The organism is Nocardia grenadensis NBRC 108939 (assembly GCF_001613445.1).
Lineage (GTDB): Bacteria > Actinomycetota > Actinomycetes > Mycobacteriales > Mycobacteriaceae > Nocardia > Nocardia grenadensis.
This window is the reverse complement of the sequence record NZ_BDCJ01000001.1, coordinates 18,925-40,344: the sequence shown is the minus strand read 5'-3', so window position 1 is coordinate 40,344 and position 21,420 is coordinate 18,925. Positions and strand designations below refer to the sequence as shown.

Genomic DNA, 21,420 nt, shown 5'->3' with positions numbered 1-21,420 from the left:
CTCAATTTCTCCTACCAGCGGAACCTTGCCCCGCCTCGACCTCATCGCGGAGCAGCTCCCACAGCTCTGCCTTGAATGCCGCGAACTCTGGAGCATCGCGGACGGCGGCGGACCGGGGACGAGGGAACGGCGAGCGTCGCTCCGCCAGGATTCGCCCCGGTCGTGCGCTCATCACCACCACTCTGTCACCGAGGATGATCGCCTCCTCCAGGCTGTGTGTGACGAAGAGAACGGTACGGCGCTCGGCTTGACACAACTCGAGCAGTTCTTCCTGCAGAATCGTGCGAAGTTGAGCATCCAGCGCGGCGAAGGGCTCATCCATCAACAGGATTTCTGGTTCGGACGCGAGGGCACGAGCGATCGAAACTCGCTGGCGCATTCCGCCGGAGAGCTGAGCCGGATAAACATCGGCGAACTCGGCTATTCTCATCTTCTCCAGCCATGAACGCGCACGTTTACGACCTTCTGATTTACGCACTCCCTGGATGTCGAGACCGAAGCGCACGTTGGCCTCGACTGTCTTCCACGGGTAGATTCCGTAATCCTGGAATATCATCGACGCCGGATGAGCCGATTTCGCCGCGACGGTAACTTTCCCTTTCGAAGGTGGTAGCAGTCCGGCCACTATCCTCAGGAAGGTGGATTTACCACAGCCAGAGGGACCGACAATGCAAACGAACTCGCCCTCATCGATACTTGCATCCATCGGACCGAGCGCATGGACACTACCGTTGCCCGACCCGAAGGACCGTTCGACACCATTCGCGACAATCTTTGGACGGGAACCACTGGATAGATCGATGGTACGGTCCTGTTCCCGAGCCCCTGAAGCGATCGAGCTGTTTGTGGTCATTTTCTATACCTTCACCATGAATTGGTAGGCCGTGTTCGATGGAACTCGGTGTCACCGGACGGTCCAGGACCGATTCGTGGGCAGAGATTCGGTCGCGCAATGTGTAACGCTCCAATCAATTGCCGTGGAGATTCCGGATTTCGGCCTCTGACGCTTATCCGGGGGTGATGCGACGGTGGGTGATTCTCCAGCCGGCGTCGCTGCGGCGGAGCTGATCGGAGTACCGCACGAGCAGTCCTGCTATCGGTGTGGCGTGAGTGTTGCGATAGAACTGCACATAACTGAGCGCTTGCGCCTTCGAGCCGTCGATGGCCACGGTGAGCGTGGTGATCACGTGGCGTGTGTGTGAGCCCGGTCCGCTGACGCCCGTCCTGCGCCGCTCGACGGCGGCAGCGATCACCTCGGCGATGCCGACCTGTCGTGTGCCGGTGGTCTCCCAGACCACATCCTCGCTGTAGAAGTTCCGGTACTCCGCAGCATGGCCCTCATCGGCACAGAGGGCGCAACGGCCGAGGAGGTCGCGGACCTCCAGTTCCGCCGCCATCGAGCCCGGGCGTGCAATCGTCATGACCAGTGTGTCCTTCCAATCAAACCTCGCGGTGCCGCTCCGGCAACTCGATATCGGTGCACCGTCGGTCGCGGTGAGACCGATGCGGCACCGCCGCTGATCCCGCCTCCTCGATCACTCCACCCATTGCTCGATGCGATCCTCTCGCCGCGGCTGCCGGCCGGTCCGGAACGGCGAGAGCGGGGCATCGACCAGAAGGTATCGATCGAAGGCAGTGGTCAGCTCATTGCTCTGCACGCGCCATGCCGAGAGGGCGGGATCGCTGCGCAGAGCCTTCTCGAGCTCGGCCCACTGAGTCCACGACGGTATGGCCCAGAGCACGAAGGCCTCACTGTCGTTGGTCATCAATGTCTCCCAGGCCCCGACGAGCCGCCACCCGAAGCGCTCGTAGAGCGGTGCGGCGATCTCGTTTACTCTGCGCAGGTACTCGCCCGCTTGCCCGGGGGCGACGTGCACCTCCTCCTGGGCGTAGACATCGCCGGTCACTCCGGCAGCGCAGAGATCCGCGGACGTGGGACTCCAAGGCGCGGGCAGCAGGAGACGATCGCGACCTCCCGAACGAAACTCTGCTGCGGTAGCCCACCATTTTGCGAGCTTTGGATCTTGTAGCGCCTCATGTTGAAGCTCGTGCCGAAAGGATGCGGCGAGTCCGGAAAGCCCATCTTCTTCCCAAATATTCACCACTTGCGGCCAGTACCCAGTACTCCCCACCACACCCCAGACTCCGTAGCAGCTCTGGTTGCGTTCTTCCTGTCCGATGGGGCTGAAATTGGCAGTCATGTGGTACATGTACTTGCTGCGATTGTGGCCGATTATGTCGATGTACTCGTGGATATAGATCTTGTCGTTCATCTGAACCTTCCAAATGCGACCCACCGGATAGCTGATCGGTCCCATTCGATTCCGAACGGATGGCAATATAGTTATGGCGGTCGGCACCGTCGGCACGAGAAGTGGTTCGGATGCAGGAGTTCACAACTCCCGTCAGACCCGGTCCAGACTCAGCATCCGGATAGCATTGCCTCGAAGTATCTTGTATTTCTCTTCGTCACTCAGTCCGAGTAGATGCTTCTCGGCGACAGTTTTCGAATCCGGCCACGTAGAGTCGGTATGTGGATAGTCGGTCTCGAACGTGATGTTGTCGATTCCGATAGCATCACGTGAGGCGATTCCATGGTAGTCCTTGAAGAAACAGCCGAACACGTTACGCCGAAAGTACTCAGAGGGCGGTTCCGGAGTGATTCCGTCGCGTCCCACCCACGCTCTATGTTCCTCCCAAACGGTATCCGCGCGCTCGAGAAGATATGGCAGCCATCCGATCTGGCCCTCGGAATAAGCAATTTTCAGATCGGGATACTGGACGAGCTTCCCGGAGAACAGCCAGTCCGCCAACGATGTCATGGAGTTGTTGAAGGAGAGCGTGGCAGCGACTCCGTCCGGCGCATCCGCCGAGGTCGCAGGCATCCTCGACGAAGACCCGATATGCATGTTGATCGTCGTGGACGTCTCTTCGCAGGCCTGGAAGAACGGGTCCCAGAACCCACTGTGGATGCTCGGCAAGCCCAGATGCGCGGGAATTTCGCTGAAGCAAACAGCATGCACGCCCCGTTCGGCATTACGCCGGACTTCGGCGGCAGCCAATTCGGCATCCCAGAGCGGCACGATGATCAGCGGAATCAGCACCCCGTTACTGTCACCACACCATTCCTCGACCATGTAGTTGTTGTAGGCCTTGATACATTCCAGCCCCAACTCCCTGTCCGAGTTCTCGGTGAATGTCTGTCCGCAGAACCGGGGAAAGGTCGGGAACGAGAGCGATCCGTCGACGTGGTTCGCGAGCATGTCTTTGGTACGCTCGACCGGGTCGTAGCACCCGGGGCGCATCTCATCATAGGTCATCGGGGTCATCGTCATTTCCTCGCGGCTGAATCCGACCCCCGCGACGTGACGTTTATGAACATATACGAGATCTTCGAATACCCAGCAATCCGCTGCTGGTCCGTCCGGATCGAACGTCTGCTCATACCGCCCGCCTCCGACATGTCGGATATCGCCGATTCCACGACGCTCGACACGGGGACCGTGCTCGCGATATTTCCTCGGCAACCAGGTCTGCCATAAATGAGCGGGCTCGACTATGTGGTCGTCGACGCTGATGATTCTCGGGAGGTCCGACATATAAGTCCTATGTCTCGCTGACTCAATCTGACTGTTCGTCAGATCGCAGTTTGGCATAGAGCGAGCTGTGTGTCCAGCCTCACTTTTCCGTGGCGCCCGCCTCCGGGGTGAGCGGCTTGGTGAACCGTCAGTGGCCACGGGCGCGTCCTCCGCTGTAGGGCCGCCGCACCCATGGCCCCGCAGAACGGCCCGTGTTTTCCGTGCGATGGTTTCGGGGGCTTACCGAGTTCGTTCGCGAGTCGGTCGACTCACGCAACATCCACGTCGGGGGTGACCGTGTCGTCAAGCAGACTGCGGCATACCAGTGCCGATGAAGTCCGGCGTCGAAATCGGTCACCGATGACGTCGTGAAGCACGGTCGAAATCAGTTGGCATTCAGGGAAACCGACGTTGCCGACGGGCGTGTCCAGCAGCTTCGGCAGTCTGCGGAACACACGCTACTGCCGATGTGCGCGCGAGCCCGGCCGGCCGCGCCGACCGAAGCCAGTCGGAATCATCCCAGCACGAAACTCCTTGGCGACCAGGCGAATCGACACATTGCCCGGCCTGTTCACTCGTCAAGAAGAATGAACTGCCACGGTCGACCGACAGCGAAATAATCTGTACAGCAGGCCAATTCAATTCAAGTCACCAATGCGAATTTCACCCGGCATCCGTGTGGAGTACCAGACCGGGACTCGCACGGATGGCGGTAGTTCTCCCTCCGCCAGAACACCCTTTCGAGCGCTTCGGCGACCAGCGCGGTCGTCGTCGAACTCGCTGCGGCCCAGCCGACGATCACCCGGGGAGAACACGTCGAACACAAGCGGCACATAAGCCCATCCGGTCCGGATCGATACATACGTGGAATGGTCAACAGGGGCGCGACCCCGATCCTGCCCGGGCATATCAGCTCGGGCATTCGATCAGCTCTCGCCTCGACCTCCGAAACCGCGTCCGCGTGACCCGTTCTGCCCCGGACTCTCACCCCACAGGCGACCGCAGAACGAGTCGTCGCCGACGCCGCCACCACGGACGGCGGCGGGTTGTGACCAATCCCTCCGGCGGCACGCCGGCCAAAGGCCGCCCGCTGGGTGCGACAGGCGTGGCGCAGTACGCGGAATCGGTCTGGCAGCCACGTGGGCCGACGCGAGCCCGCCGGGTCGATTACGCGAACAGCACAACGTCGGGCTCGGCGGCGCGACGGTAATGACGCTCTACGCGAACACGGGATCGATCCATCGCTGAAACGCAGGTCAGCGGTTGCGCACCCGGACCAGTGTGCGCGGCGCCACGGCAGCCATATGGCTGGACAACACCATCAGTGTGAGCACGGCGAATCCGGCGGCAACCGTCGCGTAGACCATCATGGGGAACCTCCTCGTACTGGTTTCCTTGTCCACCTTTCCCGCCGAACCTGGGAACAACCTGTGCGCCGCTCGGCAATGCCCTGTGTTCAGTGGGGGTCCCTCGCTGCTGCCGAGGCCCGCCCGCCTCCTCCGAGCCGAGAAGGGTGACCGGTCGCGCGGCGAACGCCTCGGTCGGCGAAAGTTCCAGGCCGCGGCTGTGCTCGTGAAGGCCGGAAAAGTCGAATTGCCGGGTAGCCGGCCCCGGGGTCAGCGAGCCGACCCCGGGCAATTCCCGCGGAGCATGGTACTCGCTGGTCACCGTGACCGCCTTGTCGGCCATACCGATCGATTCGGCCGTGGCGACGATCAGCAGGCCCCCGGGCATGTACGCGTCGGACAGCCGGAATCGGAGCGTCCCGCGAAAGCGCGCAACTCGGCATCGCGACATACCCGCGCCCGGTCGCTGCTCAACCGGCCGCTACTTCCGCAAGCTGCTTTCCGAGCTGATCCGCAGCGGCGGATCAGCTCGGAAAGTGGGCGATCCGGGTGAGCCGCAGGATTCACCGCTCCGCTCGGAGGCGATATCCGTTCACGCGGTCTCGGACCGCTTATACATCGCGTCCTCGAATTTCCCGGGCCGCAGTGAATATGGCGTCGGCGTCATCGACCGGTGGGTGAATCAGTTGCATGATGTACTTTTTGATTTTCTTCCCTTCGGAGCCGGACGCCTGTACTCGACGGTCCCAGCCGTCTGTCAGCAATGCGCCGGCGGCACCCAGGTCGAGACAGGTCACATAAGGGTCCGGTGCGAAAGGCAAGGCCGCGAGGCCGAGAAGGTCGGCGGCAGCGTTGTGGCCGGCGGTTTTGCCGAGAGGCACTGCGTATTGACAACTCTGCACCGTCGAGTGATCCGGATCGATTCGAGCTGCGGCCGTATCACCCGCAGCGAAGACATCCTCGGTGACCCGGAGCCACTCATCCACCTGCAACCTACCCAGCTGATCCCGAGGACCTGGGATCTGCAGGGTGAGTGGGCTGGCCTGCAAGCCGGCGGTCCACACTACCGCGTCGGTGTCGATCCGCGAGCCGTCGGACAGTTCGGCGAAGCCGTCGCCGACCTCGGTGACCGTGACGCCGAGCCGGCAAACGATACCCAGCTCGTCGAGCGCCGTCAGAATCTGCGGCCGCGGGCCCGCGCCGAGCTCCGGGCCGACTTCGGTAGCCCGGTCGACCAGCAGGACTCGGCCCCTGGATGCGAGTTCGGTCGCGAGCTCCAAGCCGGTGAATCCGGAGCCGACCACGGTCGCGTGAAACCCTGACCGTTTCCGCAGGTGGGCCTGCAGACGCTGAGCCCCGCCCAAGGTGTCGATATCGAACAATCGATCCGCACCGGGTAGCTCCGGCCGAATCAGGCGGCTGCCGGCAGCCAACACAAGACGTTCGTAGTCGATGTCGCGACCATCGTCAGTGGTCACCCGGCGTCGCGCGACGTCGATCCGGCGAACGCTCGCGCGGACATGGTCGACGCCGATCGGTTTCAATATGCGGTCGAGCGCCACCGTGGCCCGGCTCGGGTCTGCTTCGTACAGCCGAGGGCGCAGCACCAGATCGCGTTGGGGCGCGATCAGGGTAATCCTCAGGTCGGCACCGGTGGAGTGCCGAACCTGCGCTGCCGAGGCTGCGCTCCATACACCGGCAAATCCGCCGCCGATGACAACGATATGAGGCATTCTGGTTTCCTTCTATTCTTCGGTAGTTCACCGCGAGACGATTCCCTCGACGGGGAACCGGTATCCCATTGGCTCGGTAGCGGCATATACAGATTCCGGCGGGGTGAGCGGGAGTAGTGATGGCCGCCGGCCGGTGCCAGCACAGTCGTGCCGAACACGCACGAGTTGTGCGAATTCCGCGCATAGGATCGAGCATTGCGCTGTCGCCGCTGCCGGCTGTCGTCGAGATGCCACAACTCCCAGTTCTGGAACCTTGGTCTGCTCGGTTCCATTTCGGTGGATGGTGTCGCCGGGAGGTCCGACGGCTTTCTCTACTATCGGCATATGGTCACCGATCGCCGCCGCAGCGGGTTCATCGACTCTTGTCCGGGAACGCGGTACAACACCGAATTCGGCGTGCGCCGATACGAGCCGGTCCAGGTGACGGCCAGGAGCGGATGCTTGAACAAGGTCGGTCATAGAACTCCATCAAGCCTTATCGGCGGTCTCGCACGATCGTGCCCGACCCCGTGATAAAGAAACAGCGTATTCTGGACTGCAGAAGATCGGAGTAACAATGGCGGGCCCTCTCAAGAAACAGCCGTCGTACGCGATCACCAGCGTCGATCATGCCCTCCACATCGCCGTCATGTTGCAGCTGGAGGGCGAAGTCACTGTGTCGCAGATCGCCGACCGACTGGGCGTGGCCAGATCGACTGCGCACCGCCTCCTCGCGATGCTGGTCTATCGCGATTTCGCGGTACAAAGTGAGAACCGCTGCTACCGAGCCGGTCCGGTACTCGAGTTGGCTGCACATTCGCAATCCCAGACCTCGCAGCTACGCACGGCGGCCCTCCCGCATCTCCGTCGGTTGGTCGATGTCCTGGGAGAGTCGGCCAATCTCATCATCCGCACCGGCAGTACGGCGCGGTTCATCGCCAGTGTGGAAAGTCCGCGAGCATTGCGGGTCGGGACCCGCGAAGGCATGGTCTTTCGCGCCCACAAGATCACAGGAGGCCTGCTCTTGCTCGCCGAATTGTCCGACGAGGAATTGCAGCAGGTCTATTCCGACGGCTACAAGTCGGGCCAGCCCGACGACGACCGGCCCGACCTGTCGCAACTGCGCCGTACCCTGAACCAGATCCGAAAGAACGGCTTCGTTGTCAATAAGGATGTGTCCGAGCGTGGAGTTACCGCGATCGGAAGCCTCATCCGTTCCGATGACGGTCACGCCTTGGCCGGCGTGTCCGTTTCCATGCCGAGCGTTCGCTACGACCCGGAGAAACTTCCCGCGATCGTGTCGACACTTGCGCTCGCCGTGAAAGCGATTCAGGCCGACTTCATAAAGGGCTGAGCGGACTCGATCGAGCCCGCCTCCGGACAAGGCCGCACTCGGCAACAGGACAGCACGTACTGGTCGACTCGACGCGTTCGTCGACTCAACCAGCGCGCGCCCTCGACCGGCTGATGTTCCCGACGCTCGACACGCCGACGGCAACCAGCAGAGCGGCCCCGTTGAAGAATTGGCCCACCCACGCCGGTGCCCCGATCAAGGTCAGTCCGCTGACGCTGACCGCCAGAAACAGCACGCCGATGACTGTCCCCAGTACAGACGGCCTCCCGAGGTAAACGACGATCGTGCTGAGTAGAACGGCCGTCAACGCGGGAAACAACATGCTCATTCCCGAGTCGGACGTCGCCGAACCCTGTCGGGCGAGCAGGAGAGCCCCCGCAGCGCCGGCGACGAGACCGGACAGGGCAAAGGAGATGAACTTGACCTTCACGACATTGATGCCGGTGAGTCGAGCCGCGTTCGAGTTGGAACCGACAGCGAAAAGATAGCGCCCGAGCGGTGTGTGTTCCATGACGAACCACACCCCGAAGGCAATCGCCGCGGCCACGACCACGATCCTCGGAAGCCCGAACCACGTCCCCGAACCAAGGGCAGTGACCTGGGGGGAAATCCCATTGGTGATCTGCAGACCATCGGTGTAGGCGAGGATCACGCCGCCGAGCAGCGTGGCCATCCCGAGCGTCGCGATGAAGGGATTCATCTCGAACTTCGCGACCAACAGACCTATGAACCCGCCGACGGCCACTCCGCCGAGCAAAGCGATACAGATGGCCACCAGGGGCGGGAGACCGAAGTGCGCCATCGCCGCCGCGGCGGCGACACTGGTGGTCGCGGTCACGGCACCGACGGAGAAGTCGAGGAATCCCGCGGCCATAGGGAACAGCAGTGCGAGTGCTACCACCAGCCCTACGGCTTGGTTCGCCACGAGCGCCCGCAGGTTGGCTTCACTCCGAAACGCCGCACCGGATTCGGGGAGAACGGCGAACATAAAGGCCATCGCGACGAGTAGGAGCAGCAGTCCGTACCGCTGAAGAAGGCGAGGCCATCCGGAGAACTTCCGGCTCACAACGGCCGAATCCGATGCGGCCGCCGGCGTGGCGGCAATGGCCTGGTCAGTAGGAATCACAGCTATTCTCCTTCTGGGACTGCATGTGAGAGCACGGAGAGCCGCCCCTCGGTTACCTCGGAGGCAGCCAGCTCGGTTCGGATCCGGCCACCCGTCACCACAATGACGCGGTCACAGAGCGCCGCCAGCTCCGCGAAATCCGACGACACGACAATCGCGGCGTTGGCGCCGTCGCGAACATGCGATCGAATGGCCGCGTGGATCTCGGCGCGAGCCGTGACGTCCACGCCCTGAGTCGGCTCGTCGAGCAGGAGCACTTTCGGTCGTAGCCGGATCCATCGAGCTATGACGACCTTCTGCTGATTACCGCCTGACAGTGTTGCCAAAGCCGTGTCCGGCCCGGCGGCCCGGACGTCGAACTCGGTCATCAAATCGCCGGCCTCTCGACGCTCTAGGCCATGGGCCATGCGCCAGATTCGCCAATATCGACTGACGATCGATATCGAGAGGTTGGCGACCACCGACTGCTCGAGGAACGCCGCATCACGGGCCCGGTCTTCGGGCACGAAGGCGAATCCGGCGCGGATGGCATCACCGGTGCTGCCGAATCTCACAGGCGCACCATCGACCTCGATCCTTCCGCCGTCGATCACACGCGCACCGAACAGGGTACGCAGCAAGGTTGACCGGCCGGAGCCGAGCAGTCCTGCCACACCGAGGATCTCACCTCGATGCACCTCGAAGCTCACCGATTCGAGCGGGCCGGCGGCGAGGTCGCGCACCGCCAGCAACACCGGTCCCCTGGTGGCCGGCGTCTTGTCACGCGTCTGCGGTCGAGGCGCGGAGCCGGTCATGAACTCGATCAGCGCGGCTTCATCGAGATCGGCGTGGGCATCGGCCGTGGCGACTATTGCGCCGTCGCGCAGTACGGTCACCCGATCGGCCAGGCGCAGGACCTCGGGCAATCGGTGGCTGACATAGATCACCGTCTGCCCCCGCGCCCGCAGCTGCTCGACCGCCTGCAACAACAGGTCGACTTCATGATTGGGAAGGCTCGCCGTGGGTTCGTCGAGGACCAATGTCACGGTTTCCCCGGTGTCGGTATTGCGGAGTGCACGCGCGATGGCAACGAGGGTCCGGTCGCTCGGGCGCAGCTCACGCACGAGTTTGCGAGGATCGATATCGGGCCCGATATGCGCGAGTTGTTCTGCGGTGCTTCGATGGAGCGCGCTCCAAGCGATCGCCGGCCCGAGCCGGCGCGGATAGCCGGATTCCAGTGCGAAGTTCTCGCTGACCGTGAGATCCGGCACAAGACCGAGATCTTGGTGGACAAACCGCAGGCCAGCTGATTTCCCGACCGCCGGACTGTATGCGTTCCACGCGTGCAGATGACCATTCAGTCCAATGGTTCCGCCACGATCGGCTTGATGGACACCCGCAAGGATTTTCAGGGTCGTCGATTTGCCGGAACCGTTGCCGCCGAGAAGTGCGTGCACCGTTCCCCGGGCAACCTCGAAATCGATGCTGCGGAGGACGCGCACACCGCCGAAGGTCTTGCTGACACTCCGCAGTTCGACCGCAGGCGGCCCGAATTCTCTGACTTCACTCTGCTCGACAACGGTCATCGCGATCGTCCCCATGCCTGCTTGTAGTGACTCGAGAAGTCGATCGTTCCCACATATTCCGAGCCGGGAGCGGGCAAGTTGTTGTCAGCGTCCACGATCTGCATGCCTACGCCCGCCGGGACGGCTGCCGCACCGTTGAACACTCGGTTGAGCGAATCGATCGACGCGTAGGACCGGTAGCCGCTGGACACGCCGACACAGAGTTGCTCGCCCTGCCCGCTGCGGACGTAGTCGAGATCGTTACGTTGGCACTCGCTGCCCAGCACCAGCAAGTCCGGGCGGCCGGAGGTGACGAGAGCCTGCTGGATCCCGGCGACGAAAAAGTAGTCGACATCGACCGCGACGACACTGGCTTCAGGATGTCTCGCCAGCGCTGTCTCGAACCGCTGCCGAATGTTGGGGACGTCCGGCGGCACTATGGACACGGTGTCCACGATCGTGCAACCGCCACATTTCTCCATCCGCTTTCTGAAGCCGTCGGCGAGATAAGTCCCGAATGCCACGTCCTGGAAGGCGACGTGCAGGACCTTCGCGGAACCTCCGGTCTTCGAGATGACGATGTCGGCGCGCAGCTCACCGAGTCGGGTGTAGAGGTCCGCGATCGAACCACCACCGGCGAGGTAGCTGGCGGGAGCGTCGAACAGTGGAGTACTTGCGCCCTGAGTGGGGTCATCGCAGTCGAAACCGCTGAAAGATGCGATCTTCACGTTCGCCCGGCGTGCTTCGATCAGTGCTTGTCGGACAGGAGCGCAGTCGACGGAGACCAGGACGATGCCTTCGGCTCCCGCTGCGGTCGCTTGGCGGATACATTCCGACCACCCGCCGTTGACGTTGTTGCGGCCGTCGCACACTCGCGTGGTCCAGCCGATCGCCGCGCCGGCTTCCACAAGTTGTTCGGATTGGTAAGCCAGGGCATGTACCTGCTGAAAGGCGGAGATGATCCATATCTCCTTGTCGACAGCCGGCGCCGGCGCGGTGGCCGGGGGCTCCGTGGAGGAACCTCGGTAGGCGGCTTCGGTCGCCGCTGTAGCCTCGGCGACGAGCCCGGGATCAGTACCTGCACTTGCCGGATCCGCGCGGCCGCCTCCTTCGGAGGCGCACGACACAAGCAGTGTCAAGGCGAGGGCGATACCGGTCAGCGCGGTCCGGCCGGGGGTGATCCACTTCATTTTCTGATGCCTCCAAAGCCTGATTCACCGGAAGTTCTCCGGAATACGAGTCGTCCAGGCGACGTCACGTTCGAGGGCGCTTGCCAGGCGCAATAGGGTGGACTCATCGAACGGCGACCCGATGAGCTGCACTCCCACCGGTAGTCCGTCCGGACCGAGATGGACCGGCAAGCTGATGGCCGGTAGTCCGCTGATGCTCGCAACAGTCGTGAACGCAACCATCCCCAGGGCGCTCGGCCGCGCTTCGTCGGGATATCGGTTTGCCTCGTCGACGATGGTTCCCGCAAGCGGGGGTGTGCACGCCATGGTGGGCGTGAGTAGAACGTCGAAGTCCCGTTTCCATTGCGCGACAACAGTTCTCGATTCGATCTCAAGGATCCTCGCGGCCTGTGCGTATTCACCGGCATGTGTTCGCTGGGCCTGCAGCCATCGGTGCCGGTTATATGGTTCGGCGAGATCCGGATCTTCGAAAGGGTAGGTATAGAGCGAAGCCGGAATAACTGTTTCGACGTATGCGCGGATCGCATTGCCGCTGAACAGCTCTGGAGCTACCGGCTCGACGATGTGCCCGTATCCCTCGAGCAGGCGCGCCGCCTGTATCGTCGCCACCGCGCACTGTGGATCCACCGGTTGCCCCGTCGGCGCATCGAGCAGCAGGCCGATCCGCAACCTGCCGGACTCCCGGCCGATCTCGTCGACGAAAGCCCGCTCGGGTCGCGGTGCCTGAAACCACGAAAGCCGGTCCGGTTCGGAGATGCAGTCGAGGACAGCCGCAGTGTCGCGGACCGTTCGTGTCAGCACGCCGTCAGTGGTGCAGTAGAGCCACCAGGACTGCACCCGCTGCGGAACTCGCGCGCGACTCGGCTTCAAACCGACCAAACCGCAGGCCGACGCCGGCATGCGCAGTGATCCGCCGCCGTCGTTGCCGTGGGCAATGGGGGCGAGACCGGCGGCGACAGCAGCCGCTGCACCGCCACTCGACCCGGCCGGTGAGTATCGAAGGTTCCACGGATTCCGGGTGATTCCGTACCGCCGATTCTCGGTGACGGTCATAACGCCCAGTTCGGGGGTGTTGGTCCGGCCCGTCAAGTTGAACCCCGCCCGCAGAAACGCATCGACCACCAGCTCGTTCTCCGGTTTCGGCTCGTTCGAGATACCGAGCGAGCCGCGGGTATCGGGTTGACCGGCAGCTGCGGTCAAGTCCTTGAGCGGCAGTGGGACGCCGTGGAAGGGTGGTAACTCATCTCGCCGGATCACCGCCTGCTCCGCCGCCCTGGCCGCGGCCAGAACGTGGTCGTCGTTGCGCCAGACGAATGCGTTGAGTTCGCCGTTGAAGCGGTCGATGCGGTCGAGATACAACTCCGCGACTTCGACCGGACTCACTTCGCGAGTGCGGATGAGCCGAGCTGATTCGACTGCCGACATGAACGGGTCCACAGTTGATCCGCCTCCTTTGGCTCGCCAGCGCTGAACGAGGTCGTCTCGAGCTCTCGTAGCGTGGGATTGCAACGATATCCAGATTCCTTCTGGCTGTACTTGAGATTCTGGATGAAAGAATCTTTGCCTAAGCAAAGCAATTTTCCGGGTCCTTCGGCGCCAGACCTCGTATCGAGCGAAACCGCACATTCTGTTCTGCAGAATATGCTCACGCCGAATGTGATCTGAACCATATTGTCACCCACTGCGGGCACATCGTTCCACATTTCGGAACCTGAACCAGCTTTGCCGCAATTTTCATCGGCAAGTCCCGACCTGTTTATGAGGAGCTATGAAAACAACCACGCGATTCACGGCCGCGGCGACACTTGTCTTCGCCGTCACGACATTCACTGTGGGGGTGGCGTCTGCCACGCCCACCGAGCCCACCGAGCTCGCCGCACCGGCCGTCGTATCCGACGCCGGTGACTCCATCGACGCAGCAGGCGATCACGGGACACCTTCCACTCCGCTGGACCGCGGCGCGGAGATCGACAAAGCCGTCGCGGCGGTAGGTGGCGCATACGCCGCGGCCAAGGGAGACGGTCAATTATTCGGGACGGCTGCGGGCATCATCGTGGGCTGCCCACTCGGCGCGGTGACCGGCGGCTCGCTCACCATGCTGGTGAGCGCGGGAGCGCTGACACCGCTCGGCGTGGTCGGCGGCTGCATTCTGGGTGGCGGGGCTCTCGGGTTCCTCGGCGGCACCATCGGCGGCGCCGTCACCGGTCTGCCTGCTCTCGCGGCCGCCGCAACCGAACAGTACAACGGATTGCAATCCAAAGGCCTCGTTTCGGCGCCTATCGCAATGCCGTCCTCCTGACGCCACCGACCAACCCCAGCCAACAATTCGTCGATTCCTGCATTCCGGATCGGTCCGGAATACACGAATCCGGACCAAGATATGAGTATCGGAATGAACACCATCAGCAAGCTCACCGTTCTCACGGCCTTCACTGCCCTGACAGTGACCACACTCGCCACCGCGACAGCCGGTGCCGACCCGGATCGGCCGGCAGCTCCGCAACCCTTCGACCGTCACCCCGTCGGAGTCGAAGCGCTCCCCGGCGTGCACTACACCGGTTACGTTCCGGAAAGCCGCAGTGGGCTCGTCACCCCCTTGGGGACGCTGATCATGCATGGAACCGAATTGCATGTCGCGGATACTTCCGGTCGGCCCGTGCTCGGCGACCCTGCCGCCGCAACGACAGATGCCGAAGCAGCGCCGAGCGAGAGCTCGGTCGAGGCCATTCCGGTGGCCGCTCCCGGTGAAGACTTCCTTGCCGACGCCCGCGCGGCGTGGAATGCCGCGGGGCCGCATACCGGGCTTGCGGCCGGTACCGGGGCAGCGGCCGGCGGCCTGATCGGCATTGCTGTCGGCTGCCCGCTCGGCGCGGTGACCGGTGGCGCCCTGACCACTATTGTCTCAGGCGGAGTGCTGACCGTCCCCGGCGCGATCACAGGGTGTGTCGTCGGTTCGGTCGCAGTCGGCGGATTCGGGGCTTCGGTCGGTTCGGTCGCCGTCGGACTTCCCGTCGGTATCGCCGTCGCTACGCAGAAGTACAACGATATCCAGGCCCAGCGGGCCGATCGGGCAGCACACGCAGGGCCCGCGCAATAATCGGCTCGGTGGTCCACCGGAAATGGAATGCTGTAGACAACGTATTCGCCGGAAGCGGAGGCCCGTGGTCGGCAACCATCGAATCCTACACTCTCCACCGATACCAGCAGCCAAAATCTGAAGAACACAAAACCGAATGCCACCGGTAGGACAACGAAATCCGGGCGGCCTGTCCCTCAGAATGTCTCTGGGGAAAGTGCGGCGAGATCGTCGTCGCCGGCGACGACGATCTCCCTGCGCGCAGCGAGCTCAGGAAGCACAGAACGCGCGAAGAAACGCGCGACCGATACTTTCGCCTCATAGAAAGAACGGTCGCCGCCGGCTTCTCCCGCAACAAGCTGCGCATGGGCGACCGTCGCGTGCCGAAGCAACAGGTAACCCACGAGCAGATCGCCTACAGAGAGTAGGAATCGCACAGATTCTTCACCCACTCGATGGGCGTTCCGCGCGTCGTCGTGTCGCCGCGCCCACCGGTCGGCCAGGACCTCGATCATCTCTGCGATATTGTCCAGTGCCCTACCCACTTCCTTTCCCGCGCGCCGGAGCTCCTCACATGACCCGGCAGACGTCGAGTACGAACGGATCTCCGCGGCGAGCAAGCGCCACCCGCGTCGGTCGTCGCGGATCACCCTGCGTAGTAGCAGATCGTTGGCCTGGATCGCCAGGGTGCCCTCGTAGAGGGAGTCGACCTTTACATCGCGGACGTACTGCTCCATCGGGAAGTCCTGCAGGTACCCGGACCCGCCGAATACCTGGAGTAGTTGCGAGAGCTGTTCGTCGGCCCGTTGGGCTCCCGCGCCCTTCAGCACCGGCAGTAGGAAATCCACGATCGCTGTGGCGTCGCGAGCGTCGCTGTCCAGTTCGTTGCCGATCGCGAGCTCCTGCCAGGACGCCGTATAGAGGACCAACCCGCGCAATCCTTCGGCGTACGCCCTACCGAGGAGCAGGGTCCGACGCACGTCGGGGTGTTCGATGATCGCGACCTTCGGCGCATCGGCATCGTTGAAGTGCATTAGGTCTGCGGACTGCACCCGAGTCCGTGCGTATTCGACAGCGTTGAGATAGCCGGTCGACAGGGTGGCGATCGCTTTCGTTCCCACGAGCATGCGGGTATGCCGGATTATTTCGAACATCTGCTTCATTCCGTCGTGGACGTCACCGACGAGCCACCCGACCGCTGGGTCCCGCGCACCGAATGTCAGCTCACACGTCGCCGAAGCCTTGATACCCAGCTTCTGCTCCAAGTTGGTGGCATATACGCCGTTGCGAGCACCGAGCTCCCCTGTCCGCGGATCGACGTGGAACTTCGGCACCATGAACATGGACAGCCCTCTGGTCCCGGTACGCGCTCCGACGGGCCGCGCGAGAACGAGGTGCACGATGTTCTCGGTGAGGTCGTGCTCCGCGGAGGTGATGAACCGCTTGACACCCTCGATATGCCAAGAGCCGTCGGGCTGCTGAACGGCATGGGTTCTGGCCGCGCCGACGTCTGAACCCGCTTCGGGCTCCGTGAGAACCATTGTGGCACCCCAGCCCCGCTCGATGATCCGAGCGGCCATGCAGCGTTGCTCGGGGGTGCCGTGCCGGTGCAGGGTCGAGGCGAACACGACAGAGGCGAGGTAGAGCTGCAACGCCGGGTTGGCTCCGACAAGGAGTTCGGTGATCGCCCACGCCAACGGCCGCGACACGTCGATGCCCCCGAGTTCCTCGGGCACATCCACGCGCCACCAACCCGCGGCGTGCAGTATTCGGAAGGCAGCGCGTATCGGCTCGGGGAGAGCGACCGAACAGGTTCGAGGGTCGTAGACGGGCGCTTGCCGATCACCATCGGTGAACGAGGCCGCAATCGGCCCCTCCGCCAGCCGGGCCGCCTCGGCCAGCACCTCCCGCGCGGTTGCCTCGTCGTCGAGATCTCGACTCGGCGGCGTCACCCGCGCGGGCCCGAGTACCTCGAACAGGTTGAAATAGAGATCTCGTAGGTTGCCGCGGTAATGACTCACTCGGAAGCCCTCATTCGTACCAGCGGAAGACCCGCTGTGCGACACATACCGGTTTCTCGATCCCCTCGGCCTCGACGGTCGCGTCGAGGAGGATCTGCTGCTCGCCGGCGATATGCGCCACCCCACGCAGGACGACGCCGACTCGGACACGGGAGCCGACCGGAGTCGGCGCGGGGAACCGTACCGGCGCCTCCGGGTAGTCCCGCACCGAGGCCGGTCTGCCCGGTATGGAACACGGCGGGTACTCCGAGTTCGGCGATGGCCTCGTACAGCGCGAAGTGCGCGGTGCACGACGGGTCGAACGCCTGGCGGCCGGGATGAAATTCGAACCCGCGAACGCCGTGTCCGGCGACGAGCCGGCGGGCCGCGGCGACCTCTTCCCCACCACGGGCGGGATCGACGCTCGCGAACGGGATGAGCACGTCCGGATGTCTCGCTGCCGCTTCCGCGACGAATTCATTGGTGATTGGGTGATGTCCCGTAGCCGGCCGGCGATCGACAGTGAAGACAACCGCGGCCATCCGGGGCTCGCGATACATCCGGGCCATCTCATCGACGCTCGGAGTTCTGTCCCCCACACCGAAGTGACGCAACGACCGATTGAGCCCAAGAGCGTTTTCCTCATCGATGTCGTTGACGACGACTCGCGCTCCGGCGGTCGCGAGGCCGAGGGCGTACGCGCCCCCCGAACCGCCCGTGACGACCGCCACTCTGCCCTGCAGATCCATCTTGCCTTCCCGGGTACATCTAGGTAGATTCGTTGAACATGTCAATCATTGCTCATCTAACTTACATTGGATGCAACTGTCAATAGATGAATTCATCAACCATTGATCAATTGCGCAAAAGGGGACCGCATGAGCCAACCGACAGACTTCGAAGCACTTGCCGAGGACACGGGCTTCCTGCTGGCCAGATTGAGTGGAATCGTCGTACGCAAGACAAACGAGCACCTTGCGCCGCATGAGCTCAGAGTCCGCCAGTACGCCACGCTCACGCTTCTCTGCGCCAATGAGGGCATCCCCCAACGCCTCCTCGCAGAACAGCTCGGGCTCGACTCGAGTCAGGTCGTCGCCCTGGTCGACGAGCTCGAAGCAGCGGGTCTCGCGGCCCGCAGCGTCGATGCGGCCGACCGGCGACTTCGCCAGGTCACCGCCACGGAGCGGGGAAGGGTGACCCAGCAGCAAGCGCAGGCGGCGATCGCGGCCGCGCGGGAAGAGGCCCTGCGCATGCTCTCACCCAGCGAGCAACAAGTACTGCCGGCGCTGCTCCGCAAGGCCATGACAGAACGCCCCACATAGGGCCGTCACAGGAGGAACTCGAACAATGAGGAATCAAGGTGTCGGCTCCTGGCCGGCCCGTCGGAGCCGCGGCTCATCCGGACAGACCGCGATAATCTTCGGCGATCAGCGTCTGACCTATGCCGATTTGCACGAGCGCATCAACCGGCTGGGAAATGCGCTGCGGGAGCTCGGGGTAGGGAAAGGCAGTCGGGTGGCGTATCTCGGCCCGAACTTGCCCTCATTCGTCGAATCGATGTTTGCCGTCCAGGCAATCGGGGCGGTCTTTGTCCCGCTCAACACTCGACTGACCACTGCCGAGCTTCGTTACCAGCTCGACAATTGCAGAGCGCAGGTGTTGATCGCCGCAGCTGCGAACACATCCACCGCGCAGCAACTCCGGGGCGGTACGATCCGTATCCTCATCAGCGAGAACGCCGCCTCCCCGGGCGAAACCTACGACTACGAGACCTTGCTCCGTAAAGCCGAGTCGACCGACCTGGACGAGACGGTGGAACTGGGAGACCCCGCCCTCATCCTGTATACGTCGGGGACTACCGGAAAACCGAAGGGTGCCACACTCACACACGGAAATATCACCTGGAACTGTATGAATGTCGTCGTCGACATCGACGTCACCAGCACCGAGGTCACGCTGGTGAGCGCACCGCTTTTCCATGTCGCCGCGTTGAACATGACGATGCTGCCGACGATTCTCAAAGGAGGGACCGCGGTTCTGATGGACCGCTGGGATATCGACGCCTGCTACAATCTGATCGAGCGACATGGGGTGACTTTCATGTTCGGTGTGCCGAGTATGTTTGCGGGCCTCGCTGATGCGCCTCGCTGGACCACAGCGGACCTCTCGTCGGTCCGCTTACTCGTTACCGGTGGAGCACCCGTGCCGCGTGGACTGATCGAAACATTTCAAGAGCGCGAACTGACCTTTCTGCAGGGCTTCGGGATGACAGAGGCAGCACCCGGCACAATGATCGTCGGCAGCTTGGCCAGCACACAGAAGATCGGCACTGCCGGGGTTCCCCATTTCTTCACCGACGTTCGGATCGCCCGCGATGAGCTACGGAACGCCGGAGTAGGGGAACCGGGGGAGATCCTCATCAAAGGGCCGAACGTCATGCCTGGCTACTGGGAGGCGCCCGAGGCGACAGCGGCAGCGTTCACCGATGACGGCTGGTTCCGCAGCGGCGACATCGCTGCCTACGACGAGGAAGGCTACATCTACATCATCGATCGTATGAAAGACATGTATATCTCCGGCGGCGAGAATGTCTACCCGGCCGAGGTCGAGTCGATACTCGCGCGGCATCCTGCTGTGTCGGAATGCGCGGTGATCGGCGTCGCGGACGAGACCTGGGGTGAGATCGGGCATGCCTTCGTCATCCTCAACGGGCACATCGAACCTTCTCCAGGCGACCTCCGCACCTATCTGGAGTCGCGCTTGGCGAAGTACAAGCTGCCACGCTTCATCACTTTCGTGGATGAGCTTCCCCGAACAGGGTCCGGCAAGATTGCCAAACATCGGCTTCGCGCGCTGCACGGAAGTTCCTGACTCGTCCGGTTCGAGCCGGCGAATTCGGCAACCGTGGCGCGCCGGCGTCGGTAGGACGCAGATGATCGGCGTCCTCGAATCGGGCCATGCTCGCGCGCCTCGCGCAGAATCCGCACGGCGGGGTCCCGGCCGAAATCTGGCCATTCGCCACTCTCGTCACCAAGGACTACCCGATGACGAGCACTCCCGGTCCCGGCCCGGTGTCTTTTGGGTGAACATCCACGCCGACTGGCAGCAACCTGTGCGCCGCTCGGAAACGCGGTGTGCTCAGTGGCGGATGCCCTCGCTACTACCGAAGCTGGCCTCTTCCGGGCCGACCAGGCCGAGCAGGGTGAGCGGACGCGACGCGAACGCGTTGGTCAGATAGGTCAGCGAAATCGCCCAGCGGTTGATCCCGCGGGGAAGCGCATAGGTGTGATAGGCGCGGGTCACCGCCTTGGCAGGCAGGCCGGAGAGCCGGATACCCACCGGATTGGCGACCGCGAATCCGGGCCCCAGGTCCACCACCAGCCCCATATCGCGGTGCTTGTACACCGCCTGCGTGCCGATCCCCAGACTGGCGGCCACATTGCGGGCCAGGACCTTGCCCTGCCGGGTGGCGTGCTGCGCGGTCGGCGGGGTGATCTTGCCCGGTTTCGTCAGGTCCGGGACGGCGGCCGCGTCACCGCCGGCGAAAACATCGGGGTGGCCGGGTACGCGCAGATCTGCATCGACGGTCAGCCGCCCACGTTCCATCGGCAGCCCGAGGGTGCCCAGCACGGGCGCGCCGGTCACACCCGTCACCCAGGCAACGGTATGGCTCGCGATCCGTGTGCCGTCGGTGAGCACGACATGGTCCTCGGCGAGCTCCTTCAACGACATTCCGAGCCGGATATCGATACCGCGGTTGCGGAGTACGGTCAGTACCTTGTCGCTGAGTTTCTCGCCGACCTCCGGCATCACCCGGTCGGCCATGTCCAGCAGCACGAAACGGACCTCGGCGGGGTCGAAACCGCGGCGCTTCGCGTAGGTGTCGGCGAGGGCCCGCAACTGCGCGACGAGCTCGGTACCGGCGTAGGAGGCGCCGACCACGACCACGGTCCGGCGCGCCCGGCGCAGCTCCGGGTCTTCCTCCTGATCGGCCAATTCCAGTTGCCGCAGCAGCTGCTCCCGCAGGTACAGCGCCTCGGCGACCGTTTTGAGGCCGCGGCCGTGCTCGGGGAGCCCGGGGATGTCGAACAGCCGGGTCACCGACCCCGGGGTGAGCACCAGCCGATCCCAGGACAGTTCCCGCGGCGCGTGGTGCTCGCTGGATACTGTGACCGTCTTGTTGTCCAGATCGATCGATTCGGCCGTGGCGACGACCAGCCGGACCCGGGGCAGGGCATCGGCCAGCGACACCGCCACGAAGCGCGGGTCGATGAGCCCGCCGGCGACATCCGGCAGCAGCGGCGTGTACAGCATGTAGTCGTTCGGCGTGACCAGCACGACCTCGGTATCGCGTTCCTGCTTCGCCAGCAGGCGGCACAGATGACGGGCACAGGTGAACCCGGCGAAACCGCTGCCCACGATCACCACCCGCTGCGGTCCGGCACTGCGGTCGACGGTGCTCTCGACGTCCGGCACGGCCACCTCCTCCTTCGT

The 21,420-nt window shown here is 63.5% G+C and carries 18 protein-coding genes; 6 read left to right on the top strand and 12 right to left on the bottom strand.

Annotation, left to right across the window (positions count from 1 at the left end):
- Nucleotide 1: 1 nt before the first annotated feature.
- From NGR01S_RS00190 to NGR01S_RS00170, 5 genes are all read right to left on the bottom strand, one after another.
- A complete protein-coding gene (locus NGR01S_RS00190) occupies nucleotides 2-853 on the bottom strand; it encodes an ABC transporter ATP-binding protein (protein WP_084480243.1) in 852 nt (283 codons plus the stop codon).
- Between the two features lie 154 nt (nucleotides 854-1,007).
- Nucleotides 1,008-1,421, bottom strand: coding sequence for a nuclear transport factor 2 family protein (locus NGR01S_RS00185; protein WP_084480242.1), 414 nt, complete (start codon nucleotides 1,419-1,421; stop codon nucleotides 1,008-1,010).
- Between the two features lie 114 nt (nucleotides 1,422-1,535).
- Nucleotides 1,536-2,273 carry an NIPSNAP family protein gene (locus NGR01S_RS00180; RefSeq protein WP_063034233.1) on the bottom strand — a complete coding sequence of 246 codons (738 nt, stop codon included), beginning with the start codon at nucleotides 2,271-2,273 and terminating at the stop codon, nucleotides 1,536-1,538.
- Between the two features lie 132 nt (nucleotides 2,274-2,405).
- Nucleotides 2,406-3,599, bottom strand: a complete 1,194-nt coding sequence (locus NGR01S_RS00175) for an amidohydrolase family protein (protein WP_063034088.1) — start codon at nucleotides 3,597-3,599, stop codon at nucleotides 2,406-2,408.
- 1,936 nt (nucleotides 3,600-5,535) lie between these two features.
- Nucleotides 5,536-6,657 carry an NAD(P)/FAD-dependent oxidoreductase gene (locus NGR01S_RS00170; RefSeq protein WP_063034086.1) on the bottom strand — a complete coding sequence of 374 codons (1,122 nt, stop codon included), beginning with the start codon at nucleotides 6,655-6,657 and terminating at the stop codon, nucleotides 5,536-5,538.
- Nucleotides 6,658-7,213: 556 nt separating this feature from the next.
- Here NGR01S_RS00170 and NGR01S_RS00165 point away from each other — a divergent pair.
- Nucleotides 7,214-7,990: an IclR family transcriptional regulator gene (locus tag NGR01S_RS00165; protein ID WP_063034084.1), complete on the top strand. Its 777-nt coding sequence runs from the start codon at nucleotides 7,214-7,216 to the stop codon at nucleotides 7,988-7,990.
- An 85-nt stretch (nucleotides 7,991-8,075) separates the two neighbouring features.
- Here the strand turns inward: NGR01S_RS00165 and NGR01S_RS00160 are convergent, their stop codons facing one another.
- From NGR01S_RS00160 to NGR01S_RS00145, 4 genes are all read right to left on the bottom strand, one after another.
- Nucleotides 8,076-9,116 (bottom strand): ABC transporter permease, encoded by a 1,041-nt coding sequence (locus tag NGR01S_RS00160; protein WP_157107060.1) that lies wholly within the window; start codon nucleotides 9,114-9,116, stop codon nucleotides 8,076-8,078.
- Between the two features lie 2 nt (nucleotides 9,117-9,118).
- Entirely contained in the window at nucleotides 9,119-10,681 is a 1,563-nt protein-coding gene (locus tag NGR01S_RS00155; protein ID WP_169811846.1) for a sugar ABC transporter ATP-binding protein, read from the bottom strand.
- On the bottom strand, nucleotides 10,678-11,799 hold the full coding sequence (locus NGR01S_RS00150) for a substrate-binding domain-containing protein (RefSeq protein ID WP_169811845.1): 1,122 nt from the start codon (nucleotides 11,797-11,799) through the stop codon (nucleotides 10,678-10,680). The genes NGR01S_RS00155 and NGR01S_RS00150 overlap by 4 nt, the downstream gene beginning before the upstream one ends.
- 75 nt (nucleotides 11,800-11,874) lie before the next feature.
- Complete coding sequence (locus tag NGR01S_RS00145; protein ID WP_218020686.1) at nucleotides 11,875-13,476, bottom strand: amidase; 1,602 nt, start codon at nucleotides 13,474-13,476, stop codon at nucleotides 11,875-11,877.
- A 142-nt stretch (nucleotides 13,477-13,618) separates the two neighbouring features.
- Between NGR01S_RS00145 and NGR01S_RS00140 the strand changes: the two genes are divergently transcribed.
- Both NGR01S_RS00140 and NGR01S_RS00135 read left to right on the top strand, forming a co-directional pair.
- Nucleotides 13,619-14,149: a hypothetical protein gene (locus tag NGR01S_RS00140; RefSeq protein ID WP_063034076.1), complete on the top strand. Its 531-nt coding sequence runs from the start codon at nucleotides 13,619-13,621 to the stop codon at nucleotides 14,147-14,149.
- 93 nt (nucleotides 14,150-14,242) lie between these two features.
- Entirely contained in the window at nucleotides 14,243-14,947 is a 705-nt protein-coding gene (locus tag NGR01S_RS00135) for a hypothetical protein (RefSeq protein ID WP_157107059.1), read from the top strand.
- Between the two features lie 176 nt (nucleotides 14,948-15,123).
- Here NGR01S_RS00135 and NGR01S_RS00130 read toward each other — a convergent pair whose 3' ends face one another.
- Both NGR01S_RS00130 and NGR01S_RS33055 read right to left on the bottom strand, forming a co-directional pair.
- The gene (locus NGR01S_RS00130) at nucleotides 15,124-16,947 is read right to left on the bottom strand and encodes an acyl-CoA dehydrogenase family protein (RefSeq protein WP_063034072.1); all 1,824 of its coding nucleotides are present in this window, start codon (nucleotides 16,945-16,947) and stop codon (nucleotides 15,124-15,126) included.
- Nucleotides 16,944-17,486, bottom strand: coding sequence for an amidohydrolase family protein (locus NGR01S_RS33055; RefSeq protein ID WP_507762088.1), 543 nt, complete (start codon nucleotides 17,484-17,486; stop codon nucleotides 16,944-16,946). The genes NGR01S_RS00130 and NGR01S_RS33055 overlap by 4 nt, the downstream gene beginning before the upstream one ends.
- A gap of 318 nt (nucleotides 17,487-17,804) precedes the next feature.
- Between NGR01S_RS33055 and NGR01S_RS00115 the strand changes: the two genes are divergently transcribed.
- The 3 genes from NGR01S_RS00115 (at nucleotide 17,805) to NGR01S_RS32755 (ending at nucleotide 20,012) form a co-directional block, all read left to right on the top strand.
- Nucleotides 17,805-18,248 (top strand): MarR family winged helix-turn-helix transcriptional regulator, encoded by a 444-nt coding sequence (locus NGR01S_RS00115; protein ID WP_063034066.1) that lies wholly within the window; start codon nucleotides 17,805-17,807, stop codon nucleotides 18,246-18,248.
- A gap of 25 nt (nucleotides 18,249-18,273) precedes the next feature.
- Nucleotides 18,274-19,797: an o-succinylbenzoate--CoA ligase gene (menE, locus tag NGR01S_RS00110; protein WP_063034064.1), complete on the top strand. Its 1,524-nt coding sequence runs from the start codon at nucleotides 18,274-18,276 to the stop codon at nucleotides 19,795-19,797.
- An 86-nt stretch (nucleotides 19,798-19,883) separates the two neighbouring features.
- Nucleotides 19,884-20,012: a hypothetical protein gene (locus tag NGR01S_RS32755; RefSeq protein ID WP_281179676.1), complete on the top strand. Its 129-nt coding sequence runs from the start codon at nucleotides 19,884-19,886 to the stop codon at nucleotides 20,010-20,012.
- A gap of 52 nt (nucleotides 20,013-20,064) precedes the next feature.
- Here the strand turns inward: NGR01S_RS32755 and NGR01S_RS00105 are convergent, their stop codons facing one another.
- Nucleotides 20,065-21,402 (bottom strand): NAD(P)/FAD-dependent oxidoreductase, encoded by a 1,338-nt coding sequence (locus tag NGR01S_RS00105; RefSeq protein ID WP_245664361.1) that lies wholly within the window; start codon nucleotides 21,400-21,402, stop codon nucleotides 20,065-20,067.
- Between the last annotated feature and the right edge of the window lie 18 nt (nucleotides 21,403-21,420).

Bases quoted from the DNA above. Each gene is read 5' to 3' on its own strand.
- NGR01S_RS00180 (WP_063034233.1), bottom strand. From the start codon at position 2,273: ATGAACGACAAGATCTATATCCACGAGTACATCGACATAATCGGCCAC.
- NGR01S_RS00135 (WP_157107059.1), top strand. From the start codon at position 14,243: ATGAACACCATCAGCAAGCTCACCGTTCTCACGGCCTTCACTGCCCTG.
- NGR01S_RS00175 (WP_063034088.1), bottom strand. From the start codon at position 3,599: ATGTCGGACCTCCCGAGAATCATCAGCGTCGACGACCACATAGTCGAG.
- NGR01S_RS00190 (WP_084480243.1), bottom strand. From the start codon at position 853: ATGACCACAAACAGCTCGATCGCTTCAGGGGCTCGGGAACAGGACCGT.
- NGR01S_RS33055 (WP_507762088.1), bottom strand. From the start codon at position 17,486: ATGTATCGCGAGCCCCGGATGGCCGCGGTTGTCTTCACTGTCGATCGC.
- NGR01S_RS00115 (WP_063034066.1), top strand. From the start codon at position 17,805: ATGAGCCAACCGACAGACTTCGAAGCACTTGCCGAGGACACGGGCTTC.
- NGR01S_RS00155 (WP_169811846.1), bottom strand. From the start codon at position 10,681: ATGACCGTTGTCGAGCAGAGTGAAGTCAGAGAATTCGGGCCGCCTGCG.
- NGR01S_RS32755 (WP_281179676.1), top strand. From the start codon at position 19,884: ATGCTCGCGCGCCTCGCGCAGAATCCGCACGGCGGGGTCCCGGCCGAA.
- NGR01S_RS00185 (WP_084480242.1), bottom strand. From the start codon at position 1,421: ATGACGATTGCACGCCCGGGCTCGATGGCGGCGGAACTGGAGGTCCGC.
- menE (WP_063034064.1), top strand. From the start codon at position 18,274: ATGAGGAATCAAGGTGTCGGCTCCTGGCCGGCCCGTCGGAGCCGCGGC.
- NGR01S_RS00145 (WP_218020686.1), bottom strand. From the start codon at position 13,476: ATGTGCGGTTTCGCTCGATACGAGGTCTGGCGCCGAAGGACCCGGAAA.
- NGR01S_RS00140 (WP_063034076.1), top strand. From the start codon at position 13,619: ATGAAAACAACCACGCGATTCACGGCCGCGGCGACACTTGTCTTCGCC.
- NGR01S_RS00165 (WP_063034084.1), top strand. From the start codon at position 7,214: ATGGCGGGCCCTCTCAAGAAACAGCCGTCGTACGCGATCACCAGCGTC.
- NGR01S_RS00170 (WP_063034086.1), bottom strand. From the start codon at position 6,657: ATGCCTCATATCGTTGTCATCGGCGGCGGATTTGCCGGTGTATGGAGC.